Here is a 26005-nt window from a genome sequence, read left to right as displayed (position 1 = left end):
CTTTTTGGTTTATGTTATTCTGATTTATTAATTGTTTCCGTAGATTTTTCCGTAAAGATCTTTATAAATTTCTTTAATAATTTTACGTTTTAGTTTTAAAGTAGGAGTAAGCTGTCCGCCATCAATAGACCAAACATCTGGAGTAAGCTCAAAACGTTTTACTTGTTCCCAGTGTCCAAATTTTTTGTTGATGCTTTCCACTTCTTCATCGATACGTTTAATTACATCTGGATTTGCACTGATTTCTGCATCAGAACTTCCTAAAGTAATTTTGTGGATTTTTGCCCATTCTTTTACAAATTCAAAGTTTGGCTGAATAAAAGCTCCTGGCATTTTTTCGCCTTCACCAATAACCATAATCTGCTCAATAAAACGAGATTGTTTCATGGCATTTTCGATCATTTGCGGAGCAATATATTTACCTCCAGAAGTTTTGAACATTTCTTTTTTACGATCTGTAATTTTTAAGAAACCTTCGCTGTCAATCTCTCCAATATCTCCGGTATGGAAATAATCATCTTGTAAAGCTTCTGCTGTTTTTTCAGGATCTTTGTAATAACCTAACATCACATTAGGACCTTTTATTAAAATTTCTCCGTCTTCGGCAATTTTAACTTCTACATTACGGATTGGTTTTCCAACAGTTCCAATTTTGAAACCTTTATTTCTTTGGTCGTTTACAGCAATTACTGGAGAAGTTTCAGTTAATCCGTAACCTTCCATAACCGGAATTTCTGCAGCAGCAAAAACTCTTGTCAAACGTGGCTGTAATGCGGCACTTCCAGAAACCATTAAATCTAAATTTCCGCCCAAACCTTCTTTCCATTTGCTGAAAATCAATTTACGGGCAATTTTTAATTGAAATTCATACCAAGCACCATTTGCTCCGTACGGTTCGTATCTTAAACCTAAATCAATAGCCCAGAAAAATAGTTTTTTCTTGATTCCTGTCAATTCTGCTCCTTTTGCATAGATTTTATCGTAAACTTTTTCTAAAAGTCTTGGCACAGCCGTAATTACAGTTGGACGAACTTCTTTTAAGTTATCGCTGATTTTATCAATAGATTCTCCAAAATAAACCGATACACCATAATATTGGTAGATGTACAAAATCATTCTTTCAAAAATATGGCAGATAGGCAAGAAGCTTAATGCTGTACTTTTTCCTGGATCAAACGGAATTCTTGGCGAACTGTCTAAAACATTCGACACAATATTTTTGTGCGAAAGCATAACTCCTTTTGGTCTTCCTGTTGTTCCAGAAGTATAAATAATAGTAGCTAAATCATCTGTATGAATGCTGTCTTTTCTAGCCTCAACTTCGCTTTGATTACTGTCATCTTCACCTAAAATCAATAAATCTGACCAATGTTTACAGCCATCAATTTCATTAAAAGAATAAACCTCTTTTAAAGAAGGTACGTTGGCTTTAATTGCATTTACTTTCTGTAAAACTTCTTCATCAGAAACAAAGCAATAAATACTGCCACTGTGGTTTAAAATATATTCGTAATCTTCTTCTGCAATAGTTGGATAAATTGGAACGTTCTGCGCAGCAGTCTGCAAAATACCAATGTCCATTATATTCCATTCAGTGCGGTTATTTGAGCTAATTAAAGCAATTTTATCATCTTTCTGAACGCCCATGCGCAATAATGCTCTTGAAATAGCATTTGCTTTTGCAATATATTCCTCGCTAGATGTTTTTTCCCAGACTCCATTTTTTTTGGTTGCGAGAGCAACTGGAAGGTTGTAAGTTTCTTGTTGATAATAGGGAAAATCAAAAAGGCGTGTGATTGAAACCATGTTTAATATATTGAATTATTATTGCAAATTAAATAAAAATCAGGTATGATTTTTAAATTTATAAAATTTAATCGGAAAATTTACGGGTACCATTAAAATTCAACGAAAACGTTTTCTTTTTGGTAGAAAATGAGGGTAAAATTGAATAAATATTTAATAAGAGGACTGTTTTCTGAACTTTACTGAACGTTGTAATCTACATATTCTTTCACTCTTTCGCCCATTAAAAACATTTTTTTCTTGGCAAAATGAATAGAAAATTGAGAATAATACCATTCTTCGCTATCATTTGGTCTGTACCAGAAAGTGTAAGAAGCGCTGTTAAATCCTTCTTTGAATACTGGAACACCTTCTTCATTGCATTCTATTCCCCAATTGATTTTTTGTTTGCTCAAATCTTCAGCCTGAATAAAACCTGTTCCATCAGGATTTAAAACCGTAATAGGCTGTTTTTGATTTAAAGGCGCATAAGTTCCAGGAACCGGATATCCGATTGTTGTGGTAATATAACGTTGTTTTGAATTGTAGGTAATCGGATCTACGTGAACTTGCGAATGTGATGGCGTAACAGCAAAGAATAAGCTGAAAACAAAAAGTAATTTTAAAAATTTCATTCTATGTAGGTTTAAGTGTTTTTGGGCCGAAAAAATCGAGTGGCTGATTTTTTGCTGGGCGAATATAATCCAATTTTTTTATAGAATGGAAGCTTAAAAATACAAGAATGAAATTTTTATGATTTATTTATTTTAGGTAAGTTTTTACTCAGTAGAAAACTGATTTTCGAGTAATTTTTCTTTAAAGTCAGATCTGAAAGTGTAGGCAAAAGTTACCATCAATGCACGTGTGTCTGATTTGTTGGTTCGGTGATTGCTAAACAAAAGGGTATTGTTTTTATAACCACTTTCTAGAGTATTAAACATATCAGTTACAACCAAACCTAATCGAGCATTTCCTTTTCCTAATTTCTGTTGAAATCCCATATCAACATTATAAATCGGAATTCTTTTTCCTTGCGGAGTTGCAACAGCCGAATTATAATTTCCAATTATTTGAAGTTTTCCGCCTTTCCACGGAACAAAGTTATTGATCACTTTTCCGTACCAGCTGAAAGCGCTGTTTACAATGTCTTGTGCTTGTGGTAAATTGTCTGCATTGATGTTTTGCTGAAAAGCTGTCAAACTAATATTAGCGTCATAAAAGCCAACTGGTTTAAGGGTAAAAATGGTTTCTAAACCATACGTGATAGTACTTCCAATGTTTTGTGGCTGAAGTAAAACCACTCCATTATCTAAAAGCTGTGCATATTGCCTAATTGCATCAGTTGCATTTCTGTAAAAGGCATTGGTTGAAAAGGAATAATTTTTCCAGTTTTTGTTATAGCTCATTTCTGCAATATGAATGATTTCTGGTTTTAAATACGGATTTCCTCCATGCGGATTTAGTGCATCTGTAATATCAATAAACGGATTTAAATCATCGAGATCAGGACGATTAATTCGTTTGCTATATCCTAATTTGATAAATTCATCAGGTTTTAAATTTAATTGCAAGGAAGCCGACGGAAAGAGTTTCAGGTAATTATTGCTGAATCGGTCACTATTATTTTGCGTTGCTCCAGTATTAGAAACATTTTCTGCGCGTAAACCTAAATTATATTTCCATTTTGGATTTTCGCTTTCGCCAATATAAGAATTCATCAGACCATAAACGGCATTTATCTGTTCGTTAAATTTAAAAGTATTACTCGCTAACGGATTTACGACATATTCGCCATTGATCATATCAGCGCTTTCAAAATCTGAATTAAAAAACCTGAAAGTTCCTTTGTAACCCGTTTCTATAATTGATTTTTCAGAAATTGGAAAAGTATAATTTACAATTGCATTAGAAATATTTTGGTTTTCGTAATTGTGCGTTCGTTGTAATTTAGCTTCACCAATTTGCTGTTGATACTCATCATAATTATAAGTATCAATATCGGTATTTTCTCTGTGTTTCCCGAAAGAAGAAGTAATTGAGGTATTTAAACTTTTTCGGTCATCATCGAATTTATGATCATAAGTAAAAGCAAGTTCACCAACTTTTGAACGTTCCAGTTCTAAAGAATGTCTTCTGTTGCTAGAGAAAAATGCATTAGTGCTTGTATTTACTTGTGTGTATAAAGTTTCATCATTGTCTTGAGTTTCAATATTTCCCAATGCTTCAAATGAAAAGCTGTTTTTTTCATTTGGAGAAAAATCGATATTTAATTTCAAATTCTGAAGGCCCTCAGTTCGTTCATCATTTCTATTTTGATGAATATAGTGCTCGTCATTAATAAAATAATTGGTTCGGTCAGCATTTATTTTTTTTGTTCTTCCGGCAAAACGATTGTCATATCCTAAACCAAAATTCCATTTTTCTGTTTTATGGTTAAAAAGAACAGAACTATTAATTCTTCCTTTTGCTCCAAAACCTGCACCTAAAGCTACAGCGCCATTTGTACCGCTGAGGTTGTTCTTTTTAAGCTTTATATTAATAATGCCGCTTTCTGCATTTGCATCGTATTTTGCCGTCGGACTTGTAATGATTTCAATGCTTTCGATACTGCTCGCTGCAATCTGATCCATGTTGGTAATGGCAGAATTTTTTCCGTTTATCAGAATCAGTGGCGATTTTCCCCTTAACGTGATACCGCCTTCGGCATCAACGGCAACAGTGGGAATGCTTTTTAGCATATCTGTAGCGGTTCCGCCTGTTTGTGAAATATTCGAAACAGCATTAAAAACAAATCCTTCATTTGTTTTTTGAATCTGTTTTTTCTGTGATTTTACAACAACGTCATTCAATAAATTAGTGTCGTTTTGTAGTTTGATTGTTCCAATAGAAATTGGACTCTCAGAAACTTTTACTTTTTGGGAAATAGTCTTAAAGCCTATTAATTTAAATTGAAGCTGATAATCTCCAGGAACAATATTTTCTAAAGAGAAATTTCCAGAAACATCTGTTACAGCATAATTGGCAACTTTAGTAGAATCGTTGACGCTTTTTAAAACGACATCAACAAATTCAACAGGCAGTTTTCCATCAGAAACATTTCCTTTTATCGAAGGGTTTGTTTGGCCAAAAGAAAATTGGCTCATTAAAAATAAGAGAATAAGGGCGGATAATTTTTGCAACATTTTTTTCATGAGACAAAGATATTTATCCGAATGTTTGTGCTTGCTTAAGCTGTCTTAAGATACCATTAAATTAATCTTAGAATAGTTTTAAATAGTTTTTTTTTGCTATCAATTAAATTAGTTTTCAATGATTTTGAGTTTTCCTGCAAGGTTTTCAAAACCTTGTAGGTCTTCTATATAAAGAATTTGAATTATACACCTACAAGGTTTTGAAAACCTTGCAGGAGTTTTAAACAAAAAACGCCCGATAAATTCGGGCGCTTTAGTAAAAATATATTTTTAGTTTTTCTCAATCCATTTTCTGGCATTCACAAAAGCTTCGTGCCAAGGCGTAACCTCGTCATTTCTATCTTTTGGATAATGCGCCCAGTTCCATTGGAAAGTAGAACGCTCAATGTGAGGCATCATAACCAAATGTCTTCCTGTTTTATCACACATCATCGCTGTGTTGTAATCAGAGCCGTTAGGGTTTGCAGGATAACCTTCGTAAGCATATTTAGAAACAATGTTGTATTGATCTTCTGCATAAGGTAATTTGAATTTACCTTCTCCGTGAGAAACCCAAACTCCTAAAGTGCTTCCAGCCAAAGTAGATAACATCACAGAGTTGTTTTCTTGAACAGTTACAGAAGTAAAGATACTTTCGTGTTTCTGACTTTCGTTATGAAGCATTTTTCCGTGAACTTCGTGCTCTGGATTAATTACTTCCAATTCCATAAACAATTGGCAACCGTTACAGATTCCAACAGATAATGTATCTTCTCTTTTGAAGAAATTATCCAAAGCAGTTTTTGCTTTTTCGTTGTATAAGAAAGCTCCAGCCCAACCTTTAGCAGAACCTAAAACGTCAGAGTTAGAAAATCCTCCAACAGCTCCAATAAACTGAATATCTTCAAGAGTTTCACGACCAGAAATTAAATCCGTCATGTGAACGTCTTTTACGTCAAAACCAGCTAAGTACATAGCATTTGCCATTTCACGCTCAGAGTTACTTCCTTTTTCGCGGATAATAGCTGCTTTTGGTCTTGGCTTAGAATTGTCGATTTCTGGTTTCTTTCCTGTAAAATGCGCAGGGAAAGTATAATTTAAAACCTGATTTTTATAATTTTCAAAACGTGCTTGAGCTCTTCCGTTTTTAGATTGTTTTTGATCTAATAAATAAGAAGTTTCAAACCAAACGTCTCTGTACTCCGCAATATCCAAATTATAAATTCCAAATTCCAAACTTGGTTTGCTTTGAACTGTACCTAATTTGAAGAATTCAATATTCTTGGCATTTAATTTAGCTTCAACAGCTGCATCCGATTTAGCTTGGAATACGATTCCGATGTTTTCTGCGAAAAGGATTTTCAATAAGTCTTTTTCTGCGAAAGCATTGAAATCAATTTTAGCTCCCAAATTCACATCAGCAAAACACAATTCTAATAAAGTTGTGATTAAACCACCGCTTCCGATATCGTGACCCGCTAAGATTTGGTTTTCACCGATTAATTCCTGAATCGTATTAAATGCGTTTTTGAAGAAAGAAGCGTCTTTAATTGTAGAAGTTTCGTTCCCAATTGTATTTCTGATTTGTGCAAAAGACGAACCTCCTAATTTGAAATCGTCTTGTGACAAATTGATATAATAGATTGAATCTCCGTTTCTTTGCAAAACAGGTTCAACTACTTTTCTAATATCTGTACAGTTTCCAGCCGCTGAAATAATAACCGTTCCAGGAGCGATTACTTCGTCGTTTGGATATTTTTGCTTCATTGAAAGTGAATCTTTTCCTGTTGGAATGTTGATTCCCAATTCAATTGCAAAATCTGAACATCCTTGTACAGCTTCGTATAAACGAGCGTCTTCACCTTCGTTTTTACAAGCCCACATCCAGTTTGCAGATAATGAAATTCCTTTTAACTGATCTTTAATTGGCGCCCAAATAATGTTTGATAACGATTCTGCAATCGCATTTCTAGATCCCGCAACCGGATCGATCAAAGCAGCAATAGGAGCGTGACCAATAGAAGTTGCAATTCCTTCTTTACCTAAATAATCAAGAGCCATAACTCCAACATTATTCAATGGCAATTGTAACGGACCAGCATTTTGTTGTTTCGCCACTTTTCCTCCAACACAACGGTCAACTTTGTTTGTTAACCAGTCTTTTGAAGCAACAGCCTCTAAACGTAAAACGTCTTTTAAATAGCTTTCGAAATCTGCAGCGTTGTAAGCAACTTTAGCATATTTTCTGTCAACAGTATTGTCAGTCATAACCGTTTTTGGAGAACTTCCGAAGAAATCTTCTAAAGCATAATCCATCGGTTTTGAACCGTTAGTTTTTGATTGGAAAGTAAAACGGTGATCTCCCGTAACGTCTCCAACCTGATACATTGGGGAACGCTCTCTGTCGGCAATTCTTTGTAATGTATCAATATCTTTTTGACCAATAACCAATCCCATTCTTTCTTGAGATTCGTTACCGATAATTTCTTTTGCAGAAAGTGTTGGGTCTCCAACTGGCAATTTATCTAAATCGATCAAACCTCCAGTTTCTTCAACCAATTCAGAAAGACAGTTTAAGTGTCCTCCAGCTCCGTGATCGTGAATCGAAACAATTGGATTATTGTCGCTTTCTACTAAACCACGAATCGCGTTTGCAGCACGTTTTTGCATTTCAGGATTTGAACGCTGAATGGCATTTAATTCAATTCCTGAACCGAAAGCTCCTGTATCTGCAGACGAAACCGCAGCACCACCCATTCCAATTCTATAATTTTCTCCTCCAAGAATTACGATTTTATCGCCTTCTTTTGGTTTGTGTTTGATAGATTGATCCAATTTTCCGTAACCAATTCCACCTGCTTGCATGATTACTTTATCATAACCAATTTTTCTGTTTTCTTCTTCGTGCTCGAAAGTTAAAACAGAACCTGTAATAAGCGGCTGACCAAATTTATTTCCGAAATCAGAAGCTCCGTTTGAAGCTTTTATCAAAATATCCATTGGCGTTTGGTACAACCATTTTCTTTCTTCAACAGCATTTTCCCATTTTCTGTCTTCTTTCAAACGAGAGTAAGAAGTCATGTAAACAGCAGTTCCAGCTAATGGCAACGATCCTTGACCTCCAGCTAAACGGTCACGAATTTCTCCTCCAGAACCTGTTGCAGCTCCGTTGAAAGGCTCAACTGTAGTTGGGAAATTGTGTGTTTCTGCTTTTAATGAGATTACAGAATCAAATTCTTTTATTTCGTAAAAATCAGGTTTGTCAGCCGATTTTGGTGCAAATTGCTGGACTTTTGGTCCTTTTACAAAAGCAACGTTGTCTTTGTAAGCAGACACAATATCATTAGGATTTTCCTGAGATGTTTTTTTGATTAATTTAAAAAGAGACGTTTCTTTTTCTTCTCCGTCGATCACAAATGTTCCGTTGAAGATTTTGTGACGGCAGTGCTCTGAGTTTGCTTGAGAGAAAGCGAAAATCTCAGAATCAGTTAATTTTCTTCCTAGTTTAGTCGAAAGATTGTTTAAGTAATCAACTTCTTCTTCGCTTAAAGCTAAACCTTCCACTTTGTTGTAAGCAGCAATATCATCAATTTCCAGAATTGGTTCTGGCTGAATGTTGATAGTGAAGATTTCTTGATCTAATTCATTGAATTTTTGAGAAAGCATTGGGTCAAAATCAGTAAAATCTTCCGTTGCAGGATGAAATTCCTCGATTCTGATAATGCCAGAAATTCCCATGTTTTGAGTAATTTCTACAGCATTTGTACTCCAAGGTGTAATCATGGTTGCGCGTGGTCCAACAAAAAAACCTGGTAATGCAGATTTCTCGATCTTATTCGCGTCGGCAAAAAGCCAGTTTAATTTTGAAATGTCTTGAGCTGAAATTTCGTTTTGCGTTTGTACGGCAAAAACAGTTTTGCTTTGGTTTTCAAAGAAATGGATCATTTGTGTAGTTTGTTGTATTGAGCTGCAAATTTAATGTAAATAAATAGTAAGCGCAAATTTGAAAACCATCTCTTTTCAAAAAAAATGAAATTGCTTTTTTCTTGCATTTTTTCTACCAAAAAGACGCAATATCAAGAGGTTTCGGTCTTTCGCGAAATTTAATGTTTTAGTAAAATTTCTTTTTTGATATGTTCTGTAATATTAAACTTTTAGAAAGGAAAAAATCAAAAATAAAACGGCATAATTTCGATGCTTACACTTCAGCAGATTTGCAAAATTTACGAAATGCAGAAAGTGATAAAAAATACGTTTCTAAAGAAAAATCTTTCAGCCTTTATAAAAAAAGCGGCAATTTGCCGCTTTTTTAGTTGTTGAAAATCTAATTTTTAATTAATAATAACCTTTTTAAAAGCTGTTTTTTCTCCTTTTATAATTTTAATAATATAGATTCCTGTTGGAAGATTATGTACCAAAACTTCTGGAGAAATTGTGTTTTGTTTTTCGAAAACTTTCTGTCCAGAGAATGAGAAAATTTCAACAGAATAAGGACTATTTACAATACCTGGCTGAATATTGAAATTTCCATTAGACGGATTTGGGTAAATTGCAATTTCGTCAGCAATAACTTCTTCTTCGATTTCAGGAGTCTGAACCATTTTACTCGCTAAGTTGTTGCAAGTATCTTGAGAATATGAATCCCACTGCGCACTTAAATTGAATGTGGTACTTGGAGAAGTTACAGTCGATTTTCTTCTTAAAGTAACATCTATGGCAAAATTGGCTGTTCCGCCATTGAAAGTTCCAATGATATCAATTAAAATGCCATTTTTAAATAAACCTACAGCATCATTTCCGTTAAAAGTAAGTTCGGTTGCTGTTGTTGAAATATTGGCCGCGCTTGTAGAGAAGCAGCTTGATGACATGGAGCTGTTTACAATTACAAATTTGCTACCAGTTGTTAACGTACCGCTTAAAGCTAATCCTGTGCTCCAAGAACCTGCGCCATTTGTTTGTTTTTTGATTGTATAGGCAGACAAATTAACAGAAGCTCCAGTATTGTTTGCAATTTCTAAAGCTTTGTTGTTTCCAGAACCTTCAATATATTCAGAGAAAAGCAAATCGGTTGCAGTTCCTGTTCCGCTACTATTGGTTGTGACTGAAATGGTATTGCTTGATGCAGAAACATTTCCAGCTGCATCTGTTGCTTTTACATAAATAGAATAAGCTGTTGAAGCTGTCAAACCAGTAATTGTTGCAGTTGTAGTGGAAACAGTTGTTTTTAAAACACTATTTGCATAAACATCATAACCTGTAACAGCAACATTATCGGTAGAAGCTGTCCATGAAAGCGCAATTGAAGTTGCTGTTGTAGATGTCGAAGCCAAACTTGCAGGAGCAGTAGGTGCCTGAGTATCTCCAGAAGATGTTCCGCCCCAAATTTGATTTACATATTCTGGATGATCAATAAACGGATTTCTATTGTTTTGGCGTGCGTAAACGGCATTGTTTCTAGCAATTTCTCTTGCACTCACAGGATCTTGCGCGTGCCAAGCCAAAAGCATATTCAAGAAAGCTGTTGTAAAAACTTGGTTGCTTGTGCCATTAAACATGGCATAAGAATAACCTGCAACGGTGTTTTCGTATCTTGTCGCAAAGTAGAAATACATTCTAGCAATATCACCTTTAAAATCATTTATCGGTTCGAAAACAGTTCCTGAATATCCAGAAACGGCGCTCGATCCTAATTTGCTCCCGTTTTGAGAAGTGTAGGTTGCAGAACTTACATTTCCGTGCGGATAATTGGAACGCATTCCGTTTACTTTACCATCAGTTGGAGTAATAAAATGAGCATCGGCAACCATTGGCGACTGCTCATTAAAAACAGATTGCGGAATAATGTGTTCTCTGTTATAGCAATCGCCTTCAACAGAATAATTTCCACAGCGTTGTGTGCTTCCTGTACTATAATTGTAAGGGTCTGTTCCAGAAGGATTTTCAGAATACATGTCTAAAACAGTTCCATCATTTTCGTAGAAATTATCAACGTCAGAAGTTTGGTAAGTGGTGTACAAACCTGCGTAACCATTATCGGTATGTCCTTTAATAATGTTGTACAATTGAGTTTTTAAAGTGTAGCCCGTTCCAGTTGCAGTGCTGTAATATCCAGAAGGAATTTGAGCAAAACCAATTGCAGTAAACATCAATAACCATAAAAAGTAGTTTTTTTTCATAAGTGAAGTTTTTAAGATTTGGTTTGGAATTGAATTTTAAACTTTTTAAATGTTTGAATTTTAGAAAGTTAAAAATGTATTGTAACAAATCTACTACTTTTATGAAAGCAATACGTTAAGTGATGTTTAATTTTGGATATATTTTCTTACGAGCTAAATAATTAGGTTTTTTAATCTCGCAAAGGACGCAAAGTCGCTAAGTTTTTCTACTTAAAAGATTAAACTTGGCGACTTTGAGTCTTTGCGAGCAAAAATCATTTTGAGCTTAAAAAAATACTTACTTTGGAAAATCCTGACTCTGATAAGCCCCCACATCTGGCGGAGAAGTTCTTGTAATTCCTAAAATATCTATTGGAATGATATACGCTTGATTTCCTTTCGCGAAAGCGGCAGAAGTTTTATCGATATTAAATTTATTCTGAGAAACATTATAAAATTTCGGATTTTCATTTAGAATAATATTCGTATAATGTTCTGTATCAGTTTTAAATTGATAATTAGAATCTTTAGTTGAACTGCTAAATTTTAGTAGACAATTGTTTAATTGGTAAACAAATGGCGCGCTTGTATTTTTATCTAAATTAAATTCGTTTGTAGCCGAACCATAAATAATGCAATTATTAAAAGTTGCCTGAATAAGCGGATTCGTTTCTGGAGTTGCCCCTGCCAATGAATTGCTTAAGTTGACAGCAAATTGAGAAGGTGTTGACCAGTTATTGTTGAAAGTGCAATGCGTGAATTTATAGTTTCCGCCATAAACGCAAGACAAACTCGATAATCCAGCATAATTAATCACAATATTTTCTCCATTAATTTGAGCGTTTTGAGCTAAAATTCCATACTCAGCACAATTGTAAATCTGTGAATTTTTAATTTCAATTGTATTTGAAGGACTTCTAAAATCTAAACCAATAACAGCATTTTTTAAAGTCAAATGATTGATAGCATGTTTGGCGCTCCCTTTTTCAAAAATAACCGATTTCCATTGTCCTGGAATATCAGAATAAAGAGATTCCAAACGATCGCCTTCAAAAATCACTTCGTTTTCAAGTTTATCAGTTGTAGAACTTGTTCCGTTAATTTCTAGAGAAGCCTTATTTCCAACATATAATCCAGAATTGGCGTGAAAATGGACTCTTGCGCCAGCTTCAAAAGTTACGGTTTTATTTTCAGGAACTCCCGCGTAGCCATAAATTACGTATGGTTTTTTATTTGTAAAAAGAAGTTCATTTCCGTTTGTCGGATCATTTTCACTTAAATAAAATCCATCAACATCTTTGCCGTCTATTTTAATTTTTTCTTTGGTTCCATCAGGATTTTGGTTGGGATATAAGAAAACCGCATCTTGAATTAAAGTAACCAAGGCAACTTCTTGCAGATTGGCTCCGCTGTCAAATTGGATTTCATCGGTATATAAAAAATCTGTTGGATTGGCATCTGTAATGTCTGCTGTAGTTTCTATAAATATGTACAAACTGTCTTTGGCTAAAAGCGTAACATCTTTAAAAATCTTTCCGTTGTTGCCACTCATTCCGTCAACAGTCATTCTATATTTAGAATTCAAGCCTTTTTTAAATTGCACAATTGGAATCGAAATATCATTTTTACTTCGGTTGTATACTTTTAATTGGTAAGTGCTTGAGCCAATATTTTTAAAAACAGTATCCAAATAAACTGTGTCTTTTGAGAACTTTAAATCTCCAGAACTGGCAACAGTATCAAAATCAGTTCGGCAAGAGCTGAATGTTAGAATTAAACCCAGAACAAAGATTGTAAAGTATTGACGCATTGTTGTTTTTCTTTTTTTGCCACAGATTAAAAGGATTAAAAAGATTTTTTTTGCTACGAATTCACGAATTATTTATTTTTTAAATTAGAAAAATTCGTGAATTCGTGGCGGAAAAATTCAGCACGAAGTATTTTAAAATCCCTTTAATCTGTGTAATCAGTGGCAGAAAAATCAGCCAAAGATTGATTTTGATTGTTTTTGTAAAAATAACAAAAAACCTACAGGTTTGAAGTTGATATTTAAATTTTAGAATCTGATTTTAGATTTATGTCTTATCTTTCTTTAATTTTACGTTTTTAAAGTTTATTTTAATGAATTATACAAAAGAACAGATTTTAGCGCGCTGTAATGAGTTTTCTAAAAACACATTAATGGAAACGCTGAAAATTGAATATATCGACGCCGGAGAAGATTTTTTAACTGCAAAAATGCCTGTAAATCCAAGTGTTCACCAACCAATGGGATTGCTTCACGGCGGAGCTTCTGTAGCATTGGCAGAAAGCGTAGGAAGTGCAGCTTCTTTCTTCTTTATCAATCCGAAAGAGCAGGAGGTAAGAGGAATTGAAATCTCGGCAAATCATCTAAAAAGTATTCGTGAAGGTTACGTTTTCGGAACAGCCAGAATTATTCACAAAGGAAGAAGTCTTCATCTTTGGGAAATTAAAATTACCGATGAAGAAGGAAACTTAGTTTCGCTTTGTAAATTGACGAATATGGTTTTGGATAGAAAGAAAAGTGAATAAATTATGAATTCATTTTTCTTAAAAATTAAAAATCATAAAGAACAGAATTTACCTTTTGTGCTTTATTTAAAACCCAATACAGAAAATTACGTTGGGATTTTACAGCAAAATAATAATTTAAATACGGTTTCTGATTACAGCGAAAAAGGATTTGTTTTTGCTTCTTTTGATGAAAGACAATTGATCCTGATTCCAGAAAATGAATCTGAAATTATTACTGCTGAAAAAGAAATGACTTCATTTGAACCAATTGAAATTGATGATTTAAGTTTTGATCCTGAAGCTAAATTTCAATATGAATATTTAGTGGCTCAGGGAATTCAGGCCATAAAAAACGAAGAATTCAAAAAAGTAGTTTTATCGCGAAGCGAAGAAGTGCCTTTGGCTGAATTTGATTTTATTGAAACTTTTCAGCATTTGGTTCAATTATATCCAGCGACATTCTGTTATTGCTTTTTTCATCCGAAAATAGGACTTTGGATGGGAGCAACGCCTGAAAAACTTTTAAAGGCAAACGGAAATGTTTTTGAAACCATGGCTCTGGCAGGAACACAAAAAGATAATCAGGAAACTGAAATTGTTTGGCAGCAGAAAGAAAAAGACGAACAGCAATTTGTGACCGATTTTATTGTGAAACGCCTTCGCGAATTTACCGCTTCGGTTGTAGTTTCTGAACCTTATAGCTTAAAAGCAGGGTCAATCTGGCATATTAAAACGGATATTTCTGGAGTTTTAAAAGATAATTCAACTTTAGAAGAAGTAATTGATACTTTGCATCCAACTCCAGCTGTTTGCGGACTTTCTAAAAAGAAATCGAAAGCATTTATTTTGGAAAACGAAAATTACGACAGAACTTTCTATACAGGTTTCTTAGGCGAATTAAACAGCACTTTTGCAGGAAATAATGCAAGTTCTGATTTATTTGTAAATTTACGATGCATGCAGATTCAGGAAGATAAAGCCATTCTGTACATGGGATGCGGAATCACAAAAGAAAGTATTCCTGAAAAAGAATGGGAAGAAAGCGTCAATAAATCGATGACGATGAAAAGAGTCTTGAGAGTTATGAGTTATGAGTTATGAGTTATTAGTTATGAGTTTTCAGTCGCAGTCGCAGTTTGCAGTTACTGAGACTGCGACTAAACTTGAAACCTGAAACCTGAAACAAAACAAACAAAAAAATCAAAAATCAATTTTAATTTATCAGAATTGTTATTGAAATTGATTTTTGGCATTGATATTAAAAATTATGAAACTAGACATATTAGCCTTTGGTGCACATCCAGACGACGTAGAATTAGGTTGCGCTGGAACCATTTTAAAAGAAGTATCGCTTGGTAAAAAAGTAGGTATTGTAGATTTAACGCGTGGTGAGTTAGGAACTCGCGGAACTGCAGAAATTAGAGATCAGGAAGCAAAAGATGCTGCGAAGATTTTAGGAGTTCTTGTGCGTGAAAATTTAGCCATGCGCGATGGATTTTTCGTTAACGATGAAAAGCATCAATTAGAAGTCATTAAAATGATTCGCAAGTATAAACCTGAAATTGTATTATGTAATGCAGTTGACGATCGCCATATCGATCACGGAAAAGGAAGCAAACTGGTTTCTGATGCTTCCTTTTTATCTGGTTTGATGAAAATCAAAACTTCGATAGATGAAGTGCCACAAGAAGCGTGGAGACCAAAAGTGGTTTACCATTATATTCAGTGGAAAAATATTACTCCAGACTTCGTTGTGGATATTACAGGATTCGAAGAAAAGAAAGTGGAAGCGATTATGGCTTATAAAACCCAATTTTATGATCCAAATTCAAATGAACCTGCAACGCCAATAACGAGTAAAAACTTTTTTGAAAGCTTAAATTATCGTGCAAAAGACTTAGGAAGACTAGTTGGTAAAGATTTTGCCGAAGGTTTTACAGTTGAAAGATGTTTGGCAGTCAATAGCTTAGAAAATTTGATGTAATTTTTATGAAAATTTTTCATTTTTTTCTTTGTAGAACTCAACCTTTGTTCTATATTTGCACTCGCTAAGCAGAAAAATGGTGGTTGTAGCTCAGCTGGTTAGAGTAGCGGTTTGTGGTGCCGCGGGTCGCCGGTTCGAACCCGGTCAGCCACCCAGATTTAAAGCCTTGAAGAAATTCAAGGCTTTTTTTGTGCGTTTAATTTTGTGAACCATATAAGTTATATAAGATCATTTTAGAGTAAGACTGGAAATTATTAAGTTTAAAAAGAGGAGGCTTTAATTTTTTTAGAATCTAAAATTTTGATAGATTTTTAATTCCAAAATCCAAATTTCGAATTTTAAATATAGCCCGTGGTTTCAACCACGGGAACGTTCGCATATGTAAGGGCATGGATTGCGCAATCGTTGTGTTCCAGCGGTTGACCGCTGTTTATGTTTTTTTGTATGGCGCTGAAAAAATTAAATTTATATAAGATCATTTTAGAGTAAGACTGAAAATTGCGATCTCCAAAAAGAGAGGACTTCAAAATTTTTTAATATCTAAAATTTCGATCGATTTTTAACTCCAAAATCCAAATTTCGAATATAGCCTGTGGTTTCAACCACGGGAACGTTCGCATATGCAATGGCACGGATTGTGCAATCGTTGCGTTCCAGCGGTTGAAACCGCTGGCTATGTTTTAAATATTGAGAGGTAATTGAAAAGAATGAGATTTCTTATCCCTAAACATAATTAGAGTTTAGAATTTTTAAAATATTGGAAATTAAAAAAGCCCAACTGTATAGTTGGGCTTTTCTGGTGGTTATTATATTTTGGTTTATGTATTATCGAATTTCTTCAAATGTAGTTCCTTGTTTAATGTCGCCAGTTTTAAAACCTTTTTTAAACCAATACATTCTTTGTTCTGAAGTTCCATGGGTAAAAGAATCTGGAACTACATGTCCTTGCATTTTACTCTGGATGGCATCGTCTCCAACAGCATTTGCAGCACTTAATGCTTCTTCGATGTCTCCAGTATCTAAATTTTCCTGATTGTAATGTGCCCAAACGCCAGCGTAGAAGTCAGCTTGTAATTCTAGAGCAACAGATAATTTATTAGCTTCGGCTTCACTTTTTCCTTGCTGTTCCTGACGCATTTTTGCAGACGTACCAAGCAAAGTTTGTATGTGATGGCCAATTTCATGCGCTATAACGTAGGCAATGGCAAAATCACCGTCTTTTGCACCAAATTTACTTTTTAGCTCTTCAAAGAAACCTAAGTCCATATATACTTTTCTATCTCCTGGACAATAAAAAGGGCCGGAAGCCGATGATGCACCTCCGCAGGCCGTTTGTACAGATCCTTTAAAAAGTACTAGTTTGGGTTTTTCGTAGGTCATGCCATTTTCAGTAAAAATTTTACTCCAAATGTCTTCATTATCTGCCAAAACAACTCTAACAAAATTTCCCATTTCTTCATCTTCCTTGCTTAAAGGAGCTGCAGCTTCTGTCTGCTGACCTTGACCGCCTTGCATTTGTTCAAGAATTGGTGCTATCTGTTGGCCAGTTTCACCGCCAAAAACATTCAGAAGCAAAACAATGATTCCGATAACTCCACCGCCAATTATTGCTTTACCTCCGCCGGAAATTGATCTTCTGTCTTCGACGTTATCACTTTGTCTTCTGCCTTGCCATTTCATATTGAATTGTTTTTTTATTTTTTGATTGAAACGTTGTACGAATTTATAGATTTTTTATGATAAATTTTACAATTGAAACGTTTATGTTTAGTTTTCAGTTTCGACAAATGGTCTGTGAATAAAACTAAAAATTATCCCAGCCATTTAATTAAAGCTTCTTCAACACTTCCTTTCATAATTGGTTTAGAAATATAATCGTCCATTCCAGCAGAAATGCATTTGTTGCGTTCTTCTTTTTCTGCGCCAGCAGTAACTGCTATTATTGGAATATCGCGTCCTTTTTTAGTATTTCTAATGGCTTTGGCTGTTTCATAACCATTCATAATCGGCATCTGAATATCCATAAAAATGATGGTCGGGTTAATTTTTTCAAATTGCTGAATGGCTTCGTATCCATTTTCACATTCGAAAATAAAAGCGTTATTATACAGATTTTTTATAATCGTCTTAAGAAGAAGCATGTTTACTTTGTTGTCTTCGACGATTAAAAAAGTAATATTGTTGCCATTTGTCTCGATTTCGTCAGAATCCAGATCGATGTTTAAGCTTTTGAGCTCGGCGTTGTATTTGTCATTAATGCTTTGGTTGCTTGTTTTTAAATTCAAGTCAAAGAAAAAAGTGCTTCCTTCATCAATTTTGCTTTCTAGCTGTAAACGGCTTTCCATTAAAGCAAGCAACTGATTGGATATGGTTAAACCGAGTCCAGTTCCTCCAAATTTTCGAGTAGTAGAACTGTCTTCCTGCGAAAAGGCTCTGAAAATTTTCTTCTGGTTTTTTTCTAAAATGCCAATTCCTGTATCGATTACAGCAAAGCGGATCACGAAATTATTGTGCTTTTTTTCTAAAACCGAAACATTTAATTTGATGGAGCCTTCAATTGTAAATTTAACCGCATTAGAAAGCAGATTAATCAAAATCTGTTTGAGACGCACAATATCTGTCCAGATATATTTAGGAACTTCAGGATCAATATTCAATTCAAGTTCCAGGTTTTTTTTGTTGGATTCGTAGATAATTAAATCAAAAACTTGCCCTAAGATTTTTTTGATATCATACAAATCAATAAAGAGCTCTAATTTTCCGGCCTCAATTTTTGAGAAATCTAGAATATCATTAATAATTTCAAGAAGAGAATGAGCCGATTGGTTAATTGTGGTCATGTATTTTTCTTGAATTTCCTCTAAATCTGTTTTCATTAATAAATGTGTAAAACCAATAATTCCGTTTAGAGGAGTCCTAATTTCATGCGACATATTGGCTAAAAAGTCAGATTTTGATTTGCTTGCGGCTTCTGCCAGCTGTTTGGCTTTTATGGCGTCTTCAATTTCTTTTTTACTTGTAATATCAAAATAAATTCCGCCAACAAATTCAATTTCATCATCTCGCTTAATTACGTCTCCAAATTCTTCTATCCAAATATACTCTCCGCTTTTGCGCTTAATGCGATATACATTATGCAAAGGCATTCCGTTTTGGAGATTATCGATTTGATTGTTAATTACTTCTTCTTTATCCTCAGGATGAATTAACGATAGAAAAGATAAATTATTTTCAATAAATTCAGATTTTGAGTATCCTGTAAGGTTTGAGACCTCGTCATTTAAGAATATTTTGGTTGAGAAAGCATCAAATTTTGATAAATAAACCGTTCCTGGAATATTGTTGGCAATCAGTTTGAATTTTTCTTCGCTTTCGATAATTTTAGTTTCATTTCGGTTTCTTTCTAATGCAGACGAAATGTTATTTGCTAAAACCTGAAAGATATTAATTTCGTCTTCAGACCATTTTCTTTCTGTCGTACAATCATCAAAGCCAATAAAGCCAGTGAAAATGTCATTTATGTAAATCGGCAAAATTAAAATCGACTGGATTTCGTTATCGATTAAAAGCTTTTTGAAAAAACCATCATTAAGATTTCGGGTTAACGTATTTAGGATTTTTCTCTGCGAGGCCACGTCATAAATCTCTCGCAGATTTTCTTCTGTCATATGGCGAAGTGGTGTTATCTGGTGAGTAACTCCTTCGCGCGACCATTTATATTTCTGGCTTACTGTATTGTAGATTGCATCTTTTTCGTAGTAATACATGTGGTCTACTTTGGCTGCTTTTCCAATAATGTTGTACGTTTCCTGAAACATTTGATGCGTGGTTTTGCTTAGCAGGAACTTTTCTGTGCATAGAGAAAGTGCAGACAAAAGTTGGCTTTTGAGTTCTAATTTCCTTTCTGCTTCCAATCGCATTTGTGAAGAAATAGCAAGCGAAATTACATCTGAAATAGTTCTTGCATAATTAATATCCTCATTATCCCATTCGCGTTTATGCTCCGTGCTTTCAAAACATACAACTCCTGCCAATTGTCCTGTTAAGAAAATAGGAACATCTAGCATTGATTTTATGTTGTTTTTTGTAAAGTAAAGTTTTTGAAATTCAGATGTTTCCAATTTATTAAATACATCTGGAGCATTTATAATGGCTTTGTTATTTAATGTTTCAAAATAAATAGGATAGGACTCTTTGTTTAAAATGTTTTTGTCACTTAAACTTTGATTGTCAAGGCTAAAGAGATTTTTGCAAGTAATGAGATCGTTATCATATTTCCAGAAACTTACACGATTGACATCGCTTATCGTGGCAGCTTCTTTTAATATTAAATTAATGATTGTGTTTAGTTCGTCATATTTGCTAAAATCAGTAGTCGATAATTTTTTGGTCGAACTATTGTAAGCTTCAATTTTTTTAAGACGTCTTTTTTTCTCGTTTTCAATATTCTTTTTTTCAGTAATATCTCTTGCAATACCAGAAAAACCAGTTGTTAATCCTAAATCATTTTTACGTACAATGATTTTTTGCGAAATCCACATTTCTTCACCATTTTTCTTCAGAACGGGGATTTCAATAATCGGATAATTATTTTCATTTATAACTAAATTTTCATAAAAATCGACAGCACTAGTGATGTAGTTTTCATGAATAAAATTGGAATAGTGTTTTTTAATGATTTCGCTTTCGGTATAGCCGAGAGTAGAAAAACCAAATTCATTTATAAAAGTAAAATAACCTTCTGCATTAATTTCAAAAATGATATCGGTTGCAGTCTGAATTAAATTTTTGTATTGATCTTGAACGATAACCTGCTCTGTAACATCTTGCCCGATACTTATGATTAAATCTTCTGAGAACTTTTTGTCCTTCCATTGGATATATTTGTATTCGCCACTTTTGGTTTTTAATTTCCTGATGTAGAGTTTGTTTTCGTGGTTTTTGATAGGATTTAATTTTTCTTCAGAATCTTGAGTTAGCTCCCAGAATTTTACCCCCATGACCTCTTCTGGCTGATATCCTAAAATAGGAGTTATGGTTTCGCTGCAAAAGAGTATTTCGCTTTTTTGATTTGAGGCTATTGTAAGCGAATTTCCTTTGTGAACGATTTCGCTAGCAAACCTAAAATTGTCTCGATTGTTTAATAAAACAGCATATTTTACCTGATTTATAATGAAGATTAGAATGCAGAAATTAAGCAATAAAATAGAAGATTTTATTGGAATGAGATGAAATGCTAATGTAGCAATTAAAAAGGTAAAGGTTAAACCGACAAAAGACCAATAAATTTTTATGGGCTTGAGAATATTGTACGAAAAGAAAAAGGAAATTAGGAATACAATTATTGGTACAACATCATTTCGTAAAGTGACAATATTGTAAGAAACGTAACTGATATAAATGAAAAAACATGAAATAAAAATCTGCTGGATATGATCTCTCATCCATTTGATTTTGTTTGTTATCATGTAAATAATAAGAACAAAAATACCAATTAGAACATTTACCAGTAAAAGACTTTTGGGTCTGATTTTGAAAATTTCATTGATGATTTCGATAACTATTACTGCGATACCGAAAAATAGAATATAAAGCTGGTATTCTTTGCTTACGGTTTCTTGTTCTTTCTTTTTTTCAATGAAATATCCAATTTTGGCTTTAATCTTAAAAAATTGGTAGACTAAAAGCGAAAGAAAGGCAATGAGCGATAAACCTAAAACAACAAGTTTATGGTTGTTGTAATAAATGATATCAGGATTAAACACATACCATCCGGTCATAATTGATTCGAAGGCATTTCCGCTAGCGGAAATTCCTGAGATAACCGAATTGAAAAAACTACAGTTTGCGACCATAGAATTTGGGTATGTTAGTTAAGTAAATAGCGTTTGAAAATTCTTAAAAGAAGTGGTTAGGTTCTCTATGATTAAGAATTTTCGATTTTAATCTACATTGTATTTTCCGATTGAATCAATTGAATCCTCTTCTTCAGATTGTGTTCCAAAAATGGCAAAATAAGTTGCATATTGCATTGAACTGTTAAAAACTGCAGTAAATATTACTCCTACACAGCATGCAACAAGTCCTACTAAAGCACCCAAAAAACCTATGATGAAAAATGCAAATATATTTAGTGGATTTTTAGTAACTATTCTAATGCTTGCTTTCAAAGATTCTATTCCTGTTAAATTTCCAAAAATAATTAGAGGGGTCGACAAATAAACGAAATAGGATATAATGTAGGGAATTGCAAAAGCAATTAATTCTCCAAATGGAATATTTAAACTTCTAATTAAATTAGAAAGTAAGTTTCCTGTAATAGCGGCGATAATAGCTGCGATGAAAATCTGTCCAAAATATTTTCCTTTGTAATAGGAGAACATTGTAGAGACGTTAAATTCAATATCCTTATCAGCAGAATCTGCCATTTTTAAAAATCCTGCGCCAAAAGGAGCTATTAATGCTGCTAGCACAGAAAATCCAATAGTTTGGACTAAAAGCTCAACAGCTGTAAAATTTTGATTTGCGAATTCCTTTAGATAATCTTGCTTTAGGCTTTCGATTCCAAAATAAGCTATCAATATTCCCACATATGCCATCACAATGATAATGGTTAAGACCAAAATGATAAGTCCCGAATAAAGAGCTATTTTTTTATAGTTTTCGAATGCGTGATTAAAAACTGTAGAAAAATCAAGGGAAAAGCCATTTTTTTTAATGTCCTCAATTTGGTCACGTGTAGATTTCATTTTTATGTAAAATTGTTTTATAGACTTGTAATATTTTAAAGGTATCTTGACGTAAATATAATATTTTTAATCAATTTGGTATAAAAATCTATAAAACATTCCGAAATGTTTTAACTGACTTATAGCCAGTCCAAAACTCGTTTGATGGAAGCTAGTTTGTTTTTGTAAGGTGCATAACGCATAGGTAAATCAAGCCAATTTCCTTTTTTGACAATTGCTTTATGGTGAGAAAATGTATCAAAGCTTCGTTTACCATGATAAGCTCCAATTCCGCTGTGGCCGACACCGCCAAAAGGCAATCTATTATTAGAAAAATGAATAACAGAATCATTGATACAGCCTCCTCCAAAGGAGTATTTTGCCAGTAATTGCTGAACGAAAGAATTATTTTCGCTAAAAATATAAAATGAAAGAGGTTTCTCATAACGACTGACAACTTTTTCGATGTCATTTTCATTTTCGTAAACTAGAATTGGCAGAATAGGACCAAAAATTTCCTCTTTCATAACAGGACTATCCAAATCTGGTTCTTCAAGAATTGTTGGTGCTATATATAATTTGTTGGCATCGCTTTCTCCACCAAACAAAACATGTTCGTTTTGAATCATATTGGTTAGTCGATACCAATTTTTTGTATTTATAATTCGTGCAAAATCTGGAGATTTGTCAATTTTTTTTCCATAAGCTTTAATGATTTCTTCAATTAAATATGAAATGAAATTGACCTTCATATTTTTCTGAATCAGAATATAATCGGGTGCAATGCAAGTCTGGCCGGCATTAATAAATTTTCCCCAGACAATTCGTTTTGCAGCGAGTTTTAAGTTGGCAGTTTCATCAATAATACATGGATTCTTTCCTCCCAATTCGAGTGTAACTGGAGTTAAATTTTCTGCTGCCGCTTTTGCAACAATTTTACCTACCGCAACGCTTCCAGTAAAAAAGATATAATCCCAGCGTTGTGCAAGGAGTTTATTAGAAACTTCGATTCCTCCTTCAAAAACTTCTACATGATTAACATGAAACGTTTTTTCTATAATTTTTGCAATTATGGCAGAGGTATGAGGTGTAAGTTCAGAAGGTTTTAAAACTACTCTGTTTCCTGCGGCCACTGCAGCAACCAACGGACATAAAGCTAGCTGAAAAGGATAATTCCAAGGAGCGATAATCAGTACATCTCCGTAAGGTTCATTATAAATGTAATCGCTAGAAGGAAAGTTGAGAATTGACGGAAGGACACGTTTGGGTTTTGCCCATTTATTAATGTTTTTTATAACATCTTTCAGTTCTGAAATGACGTAATTGGTTTCAGTCAAAACAGCCTCGAACTCAGGTTTTTTAAAGTCATCGTATAAAGCTTTTACAATTAAATCTTCGCTTTTCTGAATATTATACAATAACTTTTTTAGAGTTTCCTTTCGATATCCGATGTTGCTTTTATAATCCATTTTTCGATTAGCTTGTTTTTTTCTCCCTGCAAGTTAATCGATAAAATTTAAAAATTTAACAATTAAATCATAAAAATCATACAGCATTCCAAATCGAATCATCTGGAGTAGGAGCAATAATTGTGATATTCTCTTTTGAAACAGGATGCACAAAAGTTAATTTTCGGGCATGAAGATGAATTCCGCCATCAGGATTACTTCGGTCTGCTCCATATTTTAAATCTCCTTTAATTGGAGAACCAATTGCAGATAGCTGTGCGCGAATTTGATGATGACGCCCCGTGTGTAAATTGATTTCTAGAGCGGTATAATTTTGAAGTTCTTTGATGATTGTATAATCTAGACTAGCTAATTTACTGTCTGGAACTTCTTTTAAATGTGCTTTTGAAGTGTTATTTTTTTCGTTTCGTTTTAAATAATGAACCAATTTAGCTTTTGCCTCTTTTGGTTTATTCTTTACGACAGCCCAATATGTTTTTTTCGTTTCACGATTGCTGAATAATTCATTCATTCGGGACAACGCTTTACTAGTTCTAGCAAAAACCACAATTCCAGTTGTAGGACGATCTAAACGATGAATAACACCCAAGAAAACATCACCAGGTTTATTATATTTTGCTTTAATGTATTCTTTTACTACATCAGATAATGGTTTATCGCCAGTTTTATCTCCCTGCACAATATCTCCCACACGTTTGTTAACCACAATTATGTGATTGTCTTCGTGTAAAATTTGGAGATTGTTTTTGTTAGAAAGAATTTTCATATTAGACTTGCTTAGATTTTAGACATACTTAGACTTCTTAGATTTTGACTTTTTTTTGTTTTTACAATAATGTCGCTCTAAATCGGGATGTCATTTTAGTGATTTCTTCCAGTAAATTAATTAATTCAGTTGTGCTTTCTTCATTTATAAATCCTAAATCAGATGAAATTAAAAGTTGTGTTTCAACTTCATAGGCTGATCCGATAGCAATTTCTAAAAAACGAGCAAAATCTTTATTTGAATTTCTTGAAGAACCCTCTGCAATATTTGAAGGGATTGATACTGAAGCTCTTCTTAATTGATTAATTATTCCAAATTTTTCTTCACTAGGAAATGTGGCTGTTACAGAATAAACTTTAGAACAAAATGATCTGCTTTTCTTCCAGATCAAAAGCTCTTTGAATTGATGCATGGCTTAAATTATTGATGGTTTTTGGTATGAGCTTAAGATTTCAAAAATTAAACTTCTTAGAGTTTTATTCAATTATATAAATTTAAGAATAAGATCTAAGAAGTCTAAGTATGTCTAAAAATCTAAGCAAGTCTAACTTTAATACTGTTCATTAGCATTAGGAAAATCACTAGACTTAACATCTGCAGCATATTGTCCGATTGCTTTTGTCATTTCTTCGTAAAGATTTAAGTAGCGACGCAAGAAGCGTGGACTGAATTCGTTATTCATTCCTAACATATCGTGAATTACTAAAACTTGACCGTCAACACCGCCTCCAGCTCCAATTCCGATTACTGGGATAGAAATACTATCAGCTACTTTTTTAGCAAGAGCAGCAGGAATTTTTTCTAAAACAACAGCAAAACATCCTACTTTTTCTAGCATTTGAGCGTCTTCGATTAACTTCTCAGCTTCTTCTTCTTCTTTAGCGCGAACCGTATAAGTTCCGAATTTATAGATAGACTGAGGAGTTAGTCCTAAATGTCCCATAACTGGAATTCCAGCATTTAATATTTTTTTGATAGACTCTTTAATTTCTTTTCCGCCTTCCAATTTCACAGCGTGTGCACCACTTTCTTTCATGATTCTGATAGAAGAACGTAAAGCTTCTTTTGAATCTGACTGATAACTTCCAAAAGGCAAGTCAACTACAACCAAACCTCTTTCTACAGCGCGAACTACAGAAGAAGCATGATAAATCATCTGATCTAAAGTAATAGGCAAAGTAGTTTCGTGACCAGCCATTACGTTTGATGCCGAATCACCAACTAAAATTACATCAATACCAGCGGTATCAACAATTTTTGCCATTGTGTAATCATACGCAGTAAGCATAGAGATTTTTTCTCCATTGCTTTTCATTTCAATTAATGACTTTGTTGTGATTCTTTTATAATCTTTTTTTGCTACTGACATTTTATTGTTTTTTTGATAATGTAAAAGTATTGAATAATTGTAAA

At 33.7% G+C, this 26005-nt stretch carries 16 protein-coding genes and 1 tRNA gene; 4 read left to right on the top strand and 13 right to left on the bottom strand.

Annotation, left to right across the window (positions count from 1 at the left end; all coding sequences use genetic code 11):
- Window positions 1-27 precede the first annotated feature (27 nt).
- The 6 genes from DMB71_RS11455 to DMB71_RS11425 all read right to left on the bottom strand — a co-directional run bounded on the left by DMB71_RS11455 (window position 28) and on the right by DMB71_RS11425 (window position 12920).
- On the bottom strand, window positions 28-1806 hold the full coding sequence (locus tag DMB71_RS11455; protein WP_111366205.1) for an AMP-dependent synthetase/ligase: 1779 nt from the start codon (window positions 1804-1806) through the stop codon (window positions 28-30).
- A 179-nt stretch (window positions 1807-1985) separates the two neighbouring features.
- A complete protein-coding gene (locus DMB71_RS11450) occupies window positions 1986-2420 on the bottom strand; it encodes a hypothetical protein (RefSeq protein ID WP_111366203.1) in 435 nt (144 codons plus the stop codon).
- A gap of 144 nt (window positions 2421-2564) precedes the next feature.
- A complete protein-coding gene (locus tag DMB71_RS11445; RefSeq protein WP_239452958.1) occupies window positions 2565-4928 on the bottom strand; it encodes a TonB-dependent receptor domain-containing protein in 2364 nt (787 codons plus the stop codon).
- Window positions 4929-5246: 318 nt separating this feature from the next.
- Window positions 5247-8900 (bottom strand): phosphoribosylformylglycinamidine synthase, encoded by a 3654-nt coding sequence (gene purL / locus DMB71_RS11440; protein WP_111366200.1) that lies wholly within the window; start codon window positions 8898-8900, stop codon window positions 5247-5249.
- Window positions 8901-9286: 386 nt separating this feature from the next.
- Window positions 9287-11131: an endonuclease gene (locus DMB71_RS11430; protein ID WP_111366197.1), complete on the bottom strand. Its 1845-nt coding sequence runs from the start codon at window positions 11129-11131 to the stop codon at window positions 9287-9289.
- 277 nt (window positions 11132-11408) lie between these two features.
- A complete protein-coding gene (locus tag DMB71_RS11425) occupies window positions 11409-12920 on the bottom strand; it encodes a hypothetical protein (RefSeq protein WP_111366196.1) in 1512 nt (503 codons plus the stop codon).
- Window positions 12921-13231: 311 nt separating this feature from the next.
- Here DMB71_RS11425 and DMB71_RS11420 point away from each other — a divergent pair, with 311 nt between their 5' ends.
- From DMB71_RS11420 to DMB71_RS11405, 4 genes are all read left to right on the top strand, one after another.
- Complete coding sequence (locus tag DMB71_RS11420; protein ID WP_012026684.1) at window positions 13232-13663, top strand: PaaI family thioesterase; 432 nt, start codon at window positions 13232-13234, stop codon at window positions 13661-13663.
- A gap of 3 nt (window positions 13664-13666) precedes the next feature.
- Window positions 13667-14746: a chorismate-binding protein gene (locus DMB71_RS11415; protein ID WP_111366194.1), complete on the top strand. Its 1080-nt coding sequence runs from the start codon at window positions 13667-13669 to the stop codon at window positions 14744-14746.
- A gap of 166 nt (window positions 14747-14912) precedes the next feature.
- A complete protein-coding gene (gene bshB1 / locus DMB71_RS11410) occupies window positions 14913-15629 on the top strand; it encodes a bacillithiol biosynthesis deacetylase BshB1 (protein ID WP_111366193.1) in 717 nt (238 codons plus the stop codon).
- A 79-nt stretch (window positions 15630-15708) separates the two neighbouring features.
- A tRNA-His gene (locus DMB71_RS11405) sits at window positions 15709-15782 on the top strand.
- Between the two features lie 672 nt (window positions 15783-16454).
- On the opposite strand, the gene ypfJ is transcribed toward DMB71_RS11405, so the two are convergent.
- The 7 genes from ypfJ to panB all read right to left on the bottom strand — a co-directional run bounded on the left by ypfJ (window position 16455) and on the right by panB (window position 25961).
- Window positions 16455-17309 (bottom strand): KPN_02809 family neutral zinc metallopeptidase, encoded by an 855-nt coding sequence (ypfJ, locus tag DMB71_RS11400; RefSeq protein WP_111366191.1) that lies wholly within the window; start codon window positions 17307-17309, stop codon window positions 16455-16457.
- A 131-nt stretch (window positions 17310-17440) separates the two neighbouring features.
- Window positions 17441-21484 carry a PAS domain S-box protein gene (locus tag DMB71_RS11395; RefSeq protein WP_111366189.1) on the bottom strand — a complete coding sequence of 1348 codons (4044 nt, stop codon included), beginning with the start codon at window positions 21482-21484 and terminating at the stop codon, window positions 17441-17443.
- Between the two features lie 87 nt (window positions 21485-21571).
- Window positions 21572-22378: a hypothetical protein gene (locus DMB71_RS11390; protein ID WP_111366187.1), complete on the bottom strand. Its 807-nt coding sequence runs from the start codon at window positions 22376-22378 to the stop codon at window positions 21572-21574.
- A 119-nt stretch (window positions 22379-22497) separates the two neighbouring features.
- Complete coding sequence (locus tag DMB71_RS11385) at window positions 22498-23826, bottom strand: aldehyde dehydrogenase (RefSeq protein ID WP_111366185.1); 1329 nt, start codon at window positions 23824-23826, stop codon at window positions 22498-22500.
- A gap of 76 nt (window positions 23827-23902) precedes the next feature.
- Window positions 23903-24592, bottom strand: a complete 690-nt coding sequence (locus tag DMB71_RS11380; RefSeq protein ID WP_111366183.1) for an RluA family pseudouridine synthase — start codon at window positions 24590-24592, stop codon at window positions 23903-23905.
- Between the two features lie 61 nt (window positions 24593-24653).
- On the bottom strand, window positions 24654-25004 hold the full coding sequence (locus DMB71_RS11375) for a four helix bundle protein (RefSeq protein WP_111366182.1): 351 nt from the start codon (window positions 25002-25004) through the stop codon (window positions 24654-24656).
- 138 nt (window positions 25005-25142) lie between these two features.
- Window positions 25143-25961: a 3-methyl-2-oxobutanoate hydroxymethyltransferase gene (gene panB / locus DMB71_RS11370; protein ID WP_111366180.1), complete on the bottom strand. Its 819-nt coding sequence runs from the start codon at window positions 25959-25961 to the stop codon at window positions 25143-25145.
- Window positions 25962-26005 lie beyond the last annotated feature (44 nt).

It is taken from the genome of Flavobacterium tistrianum (assembly GCF_003254545.1).
Classification (GTDB): Bacteria; Bacteroidota; Bacteroidia; order Flavobacteriales; family Flavobacteriaceae; genus Flavobacterium; species Flavobacterium tistrianum.
Note: the sequence above shows the minus strand (reverse complement) of the source record. Positions and strands in the feature narration are given on the sequence as shown.

Bases quoted from the DNA above. Each gene is read 5' to 3' on its own strand.
- DMB71_RS11430 (WP_111366197.1), bottom strand. From the start codon at position 11,131: ATGAAAAAAAACTACTTTTTATGGTTATTGATGTTTACTGCAATTGGT.
- ypfJ (WP_111366191.1), bottom strand. From the start codon at position 17,309: ATGAAATGGCAAGGCAGAAGACAAAGTGATAACGTCGAAGACAGAAGA.
- DMB71_RS11450 (WP_111366203.1), bottom strand. From the start codon at position 2,420: ATGAAATTTTTAAAATTACTTTTTGTTTTCAGCTTATTCTTTGCTGTT.
- DMB71_RS11415 (WP_111366194.1), top strand. From the start codon at position 13,667: ATGAATTCATTTTTCTTAAAAATTAAAAATCATAAAGAACAGAATTTA.
- panB (WP_111366180.1), bottom strand. From the start codon at position 25,961: ATGTCAGTAGCAAAAAAAGATTATAAAAGAATCACAACAAAGTCATTA.
- DMB71_RS11385 (WP_111366185.1), bottom strand. From the start codon at position 23,826: ATGGATTATAAAAGCAACATCGGATATCGAAAGGAAACTCTAAAAAAG.
- DMB71_RS11425 (WP_111366196.1), bottom strand. From the start codon at position 12,920: ATGCGTCAATACTTTACAATCTTTGTTCTGGGTTTAATTCTAACATTC.
- DMB71_RS11390 (WP_111366187.1), bottom strand. From the start codon at position 22,378: ATGAAATCTACACGTGACCAAATTGAGGACATTAAAAAAAATGGCTTT.
- bshB1 (WP_111366193.1), top strand. From the start codon at position 14,913: ATGAAACTAGACATATTAGCCTTTGGTGCACATCCAGACGACGTAGAA.
- DMB71_RS11395 (WP_111366189.1), bottom strand. From the start codon at position 21,484: ATGGTCGCAAACTGTAGTTTTTTCAATTCGGTTATCTCAGGAATTTCC.
- DMB71_RS11380 (WP_111366183.1), bottom strand. From the start codon at position 24,592: ATGAAAATTCTTTCTAACAAAAACAATCTCCAAATTTTACACGAAGAC.
- DMB71_RS11455 (WP_111366205.1), bottom strand. From the start codon at position 1,806: ATGGTTTCAATCACACGCCTTTTTGATTTTCCCTATTATCAACAAGAA.
- DMB71_RS11375 (WP_111366182.1), bottom strand. From the start codon at position 25,004: ATGCATCAATTCAAAGAGCTTTTGATCTGGAAGAAAAGCAGATCATTT.
- DMB71_RS11445 (WP_239452958.1), bottom strand. From the start codon at position 4,928: ATGAGCCAATTTTCTTTTGGCCAAACAAACCCTTCGATAAAAGGAAAT.
- purL (WP_111366200.1), bottom strand. From the start codon at position 8,900: ATGATCCATTTCTTTGAAAACCAAAGCAAAACTGTTTTTGCCGTACAA.
- DMB71_RS11420 (WP_012026684.1), top strand. From the start codon at position 13,232: ATGAATTATACAAAAGAACAGATTTTAGCGCGCTGTAATGAGTTTTCT.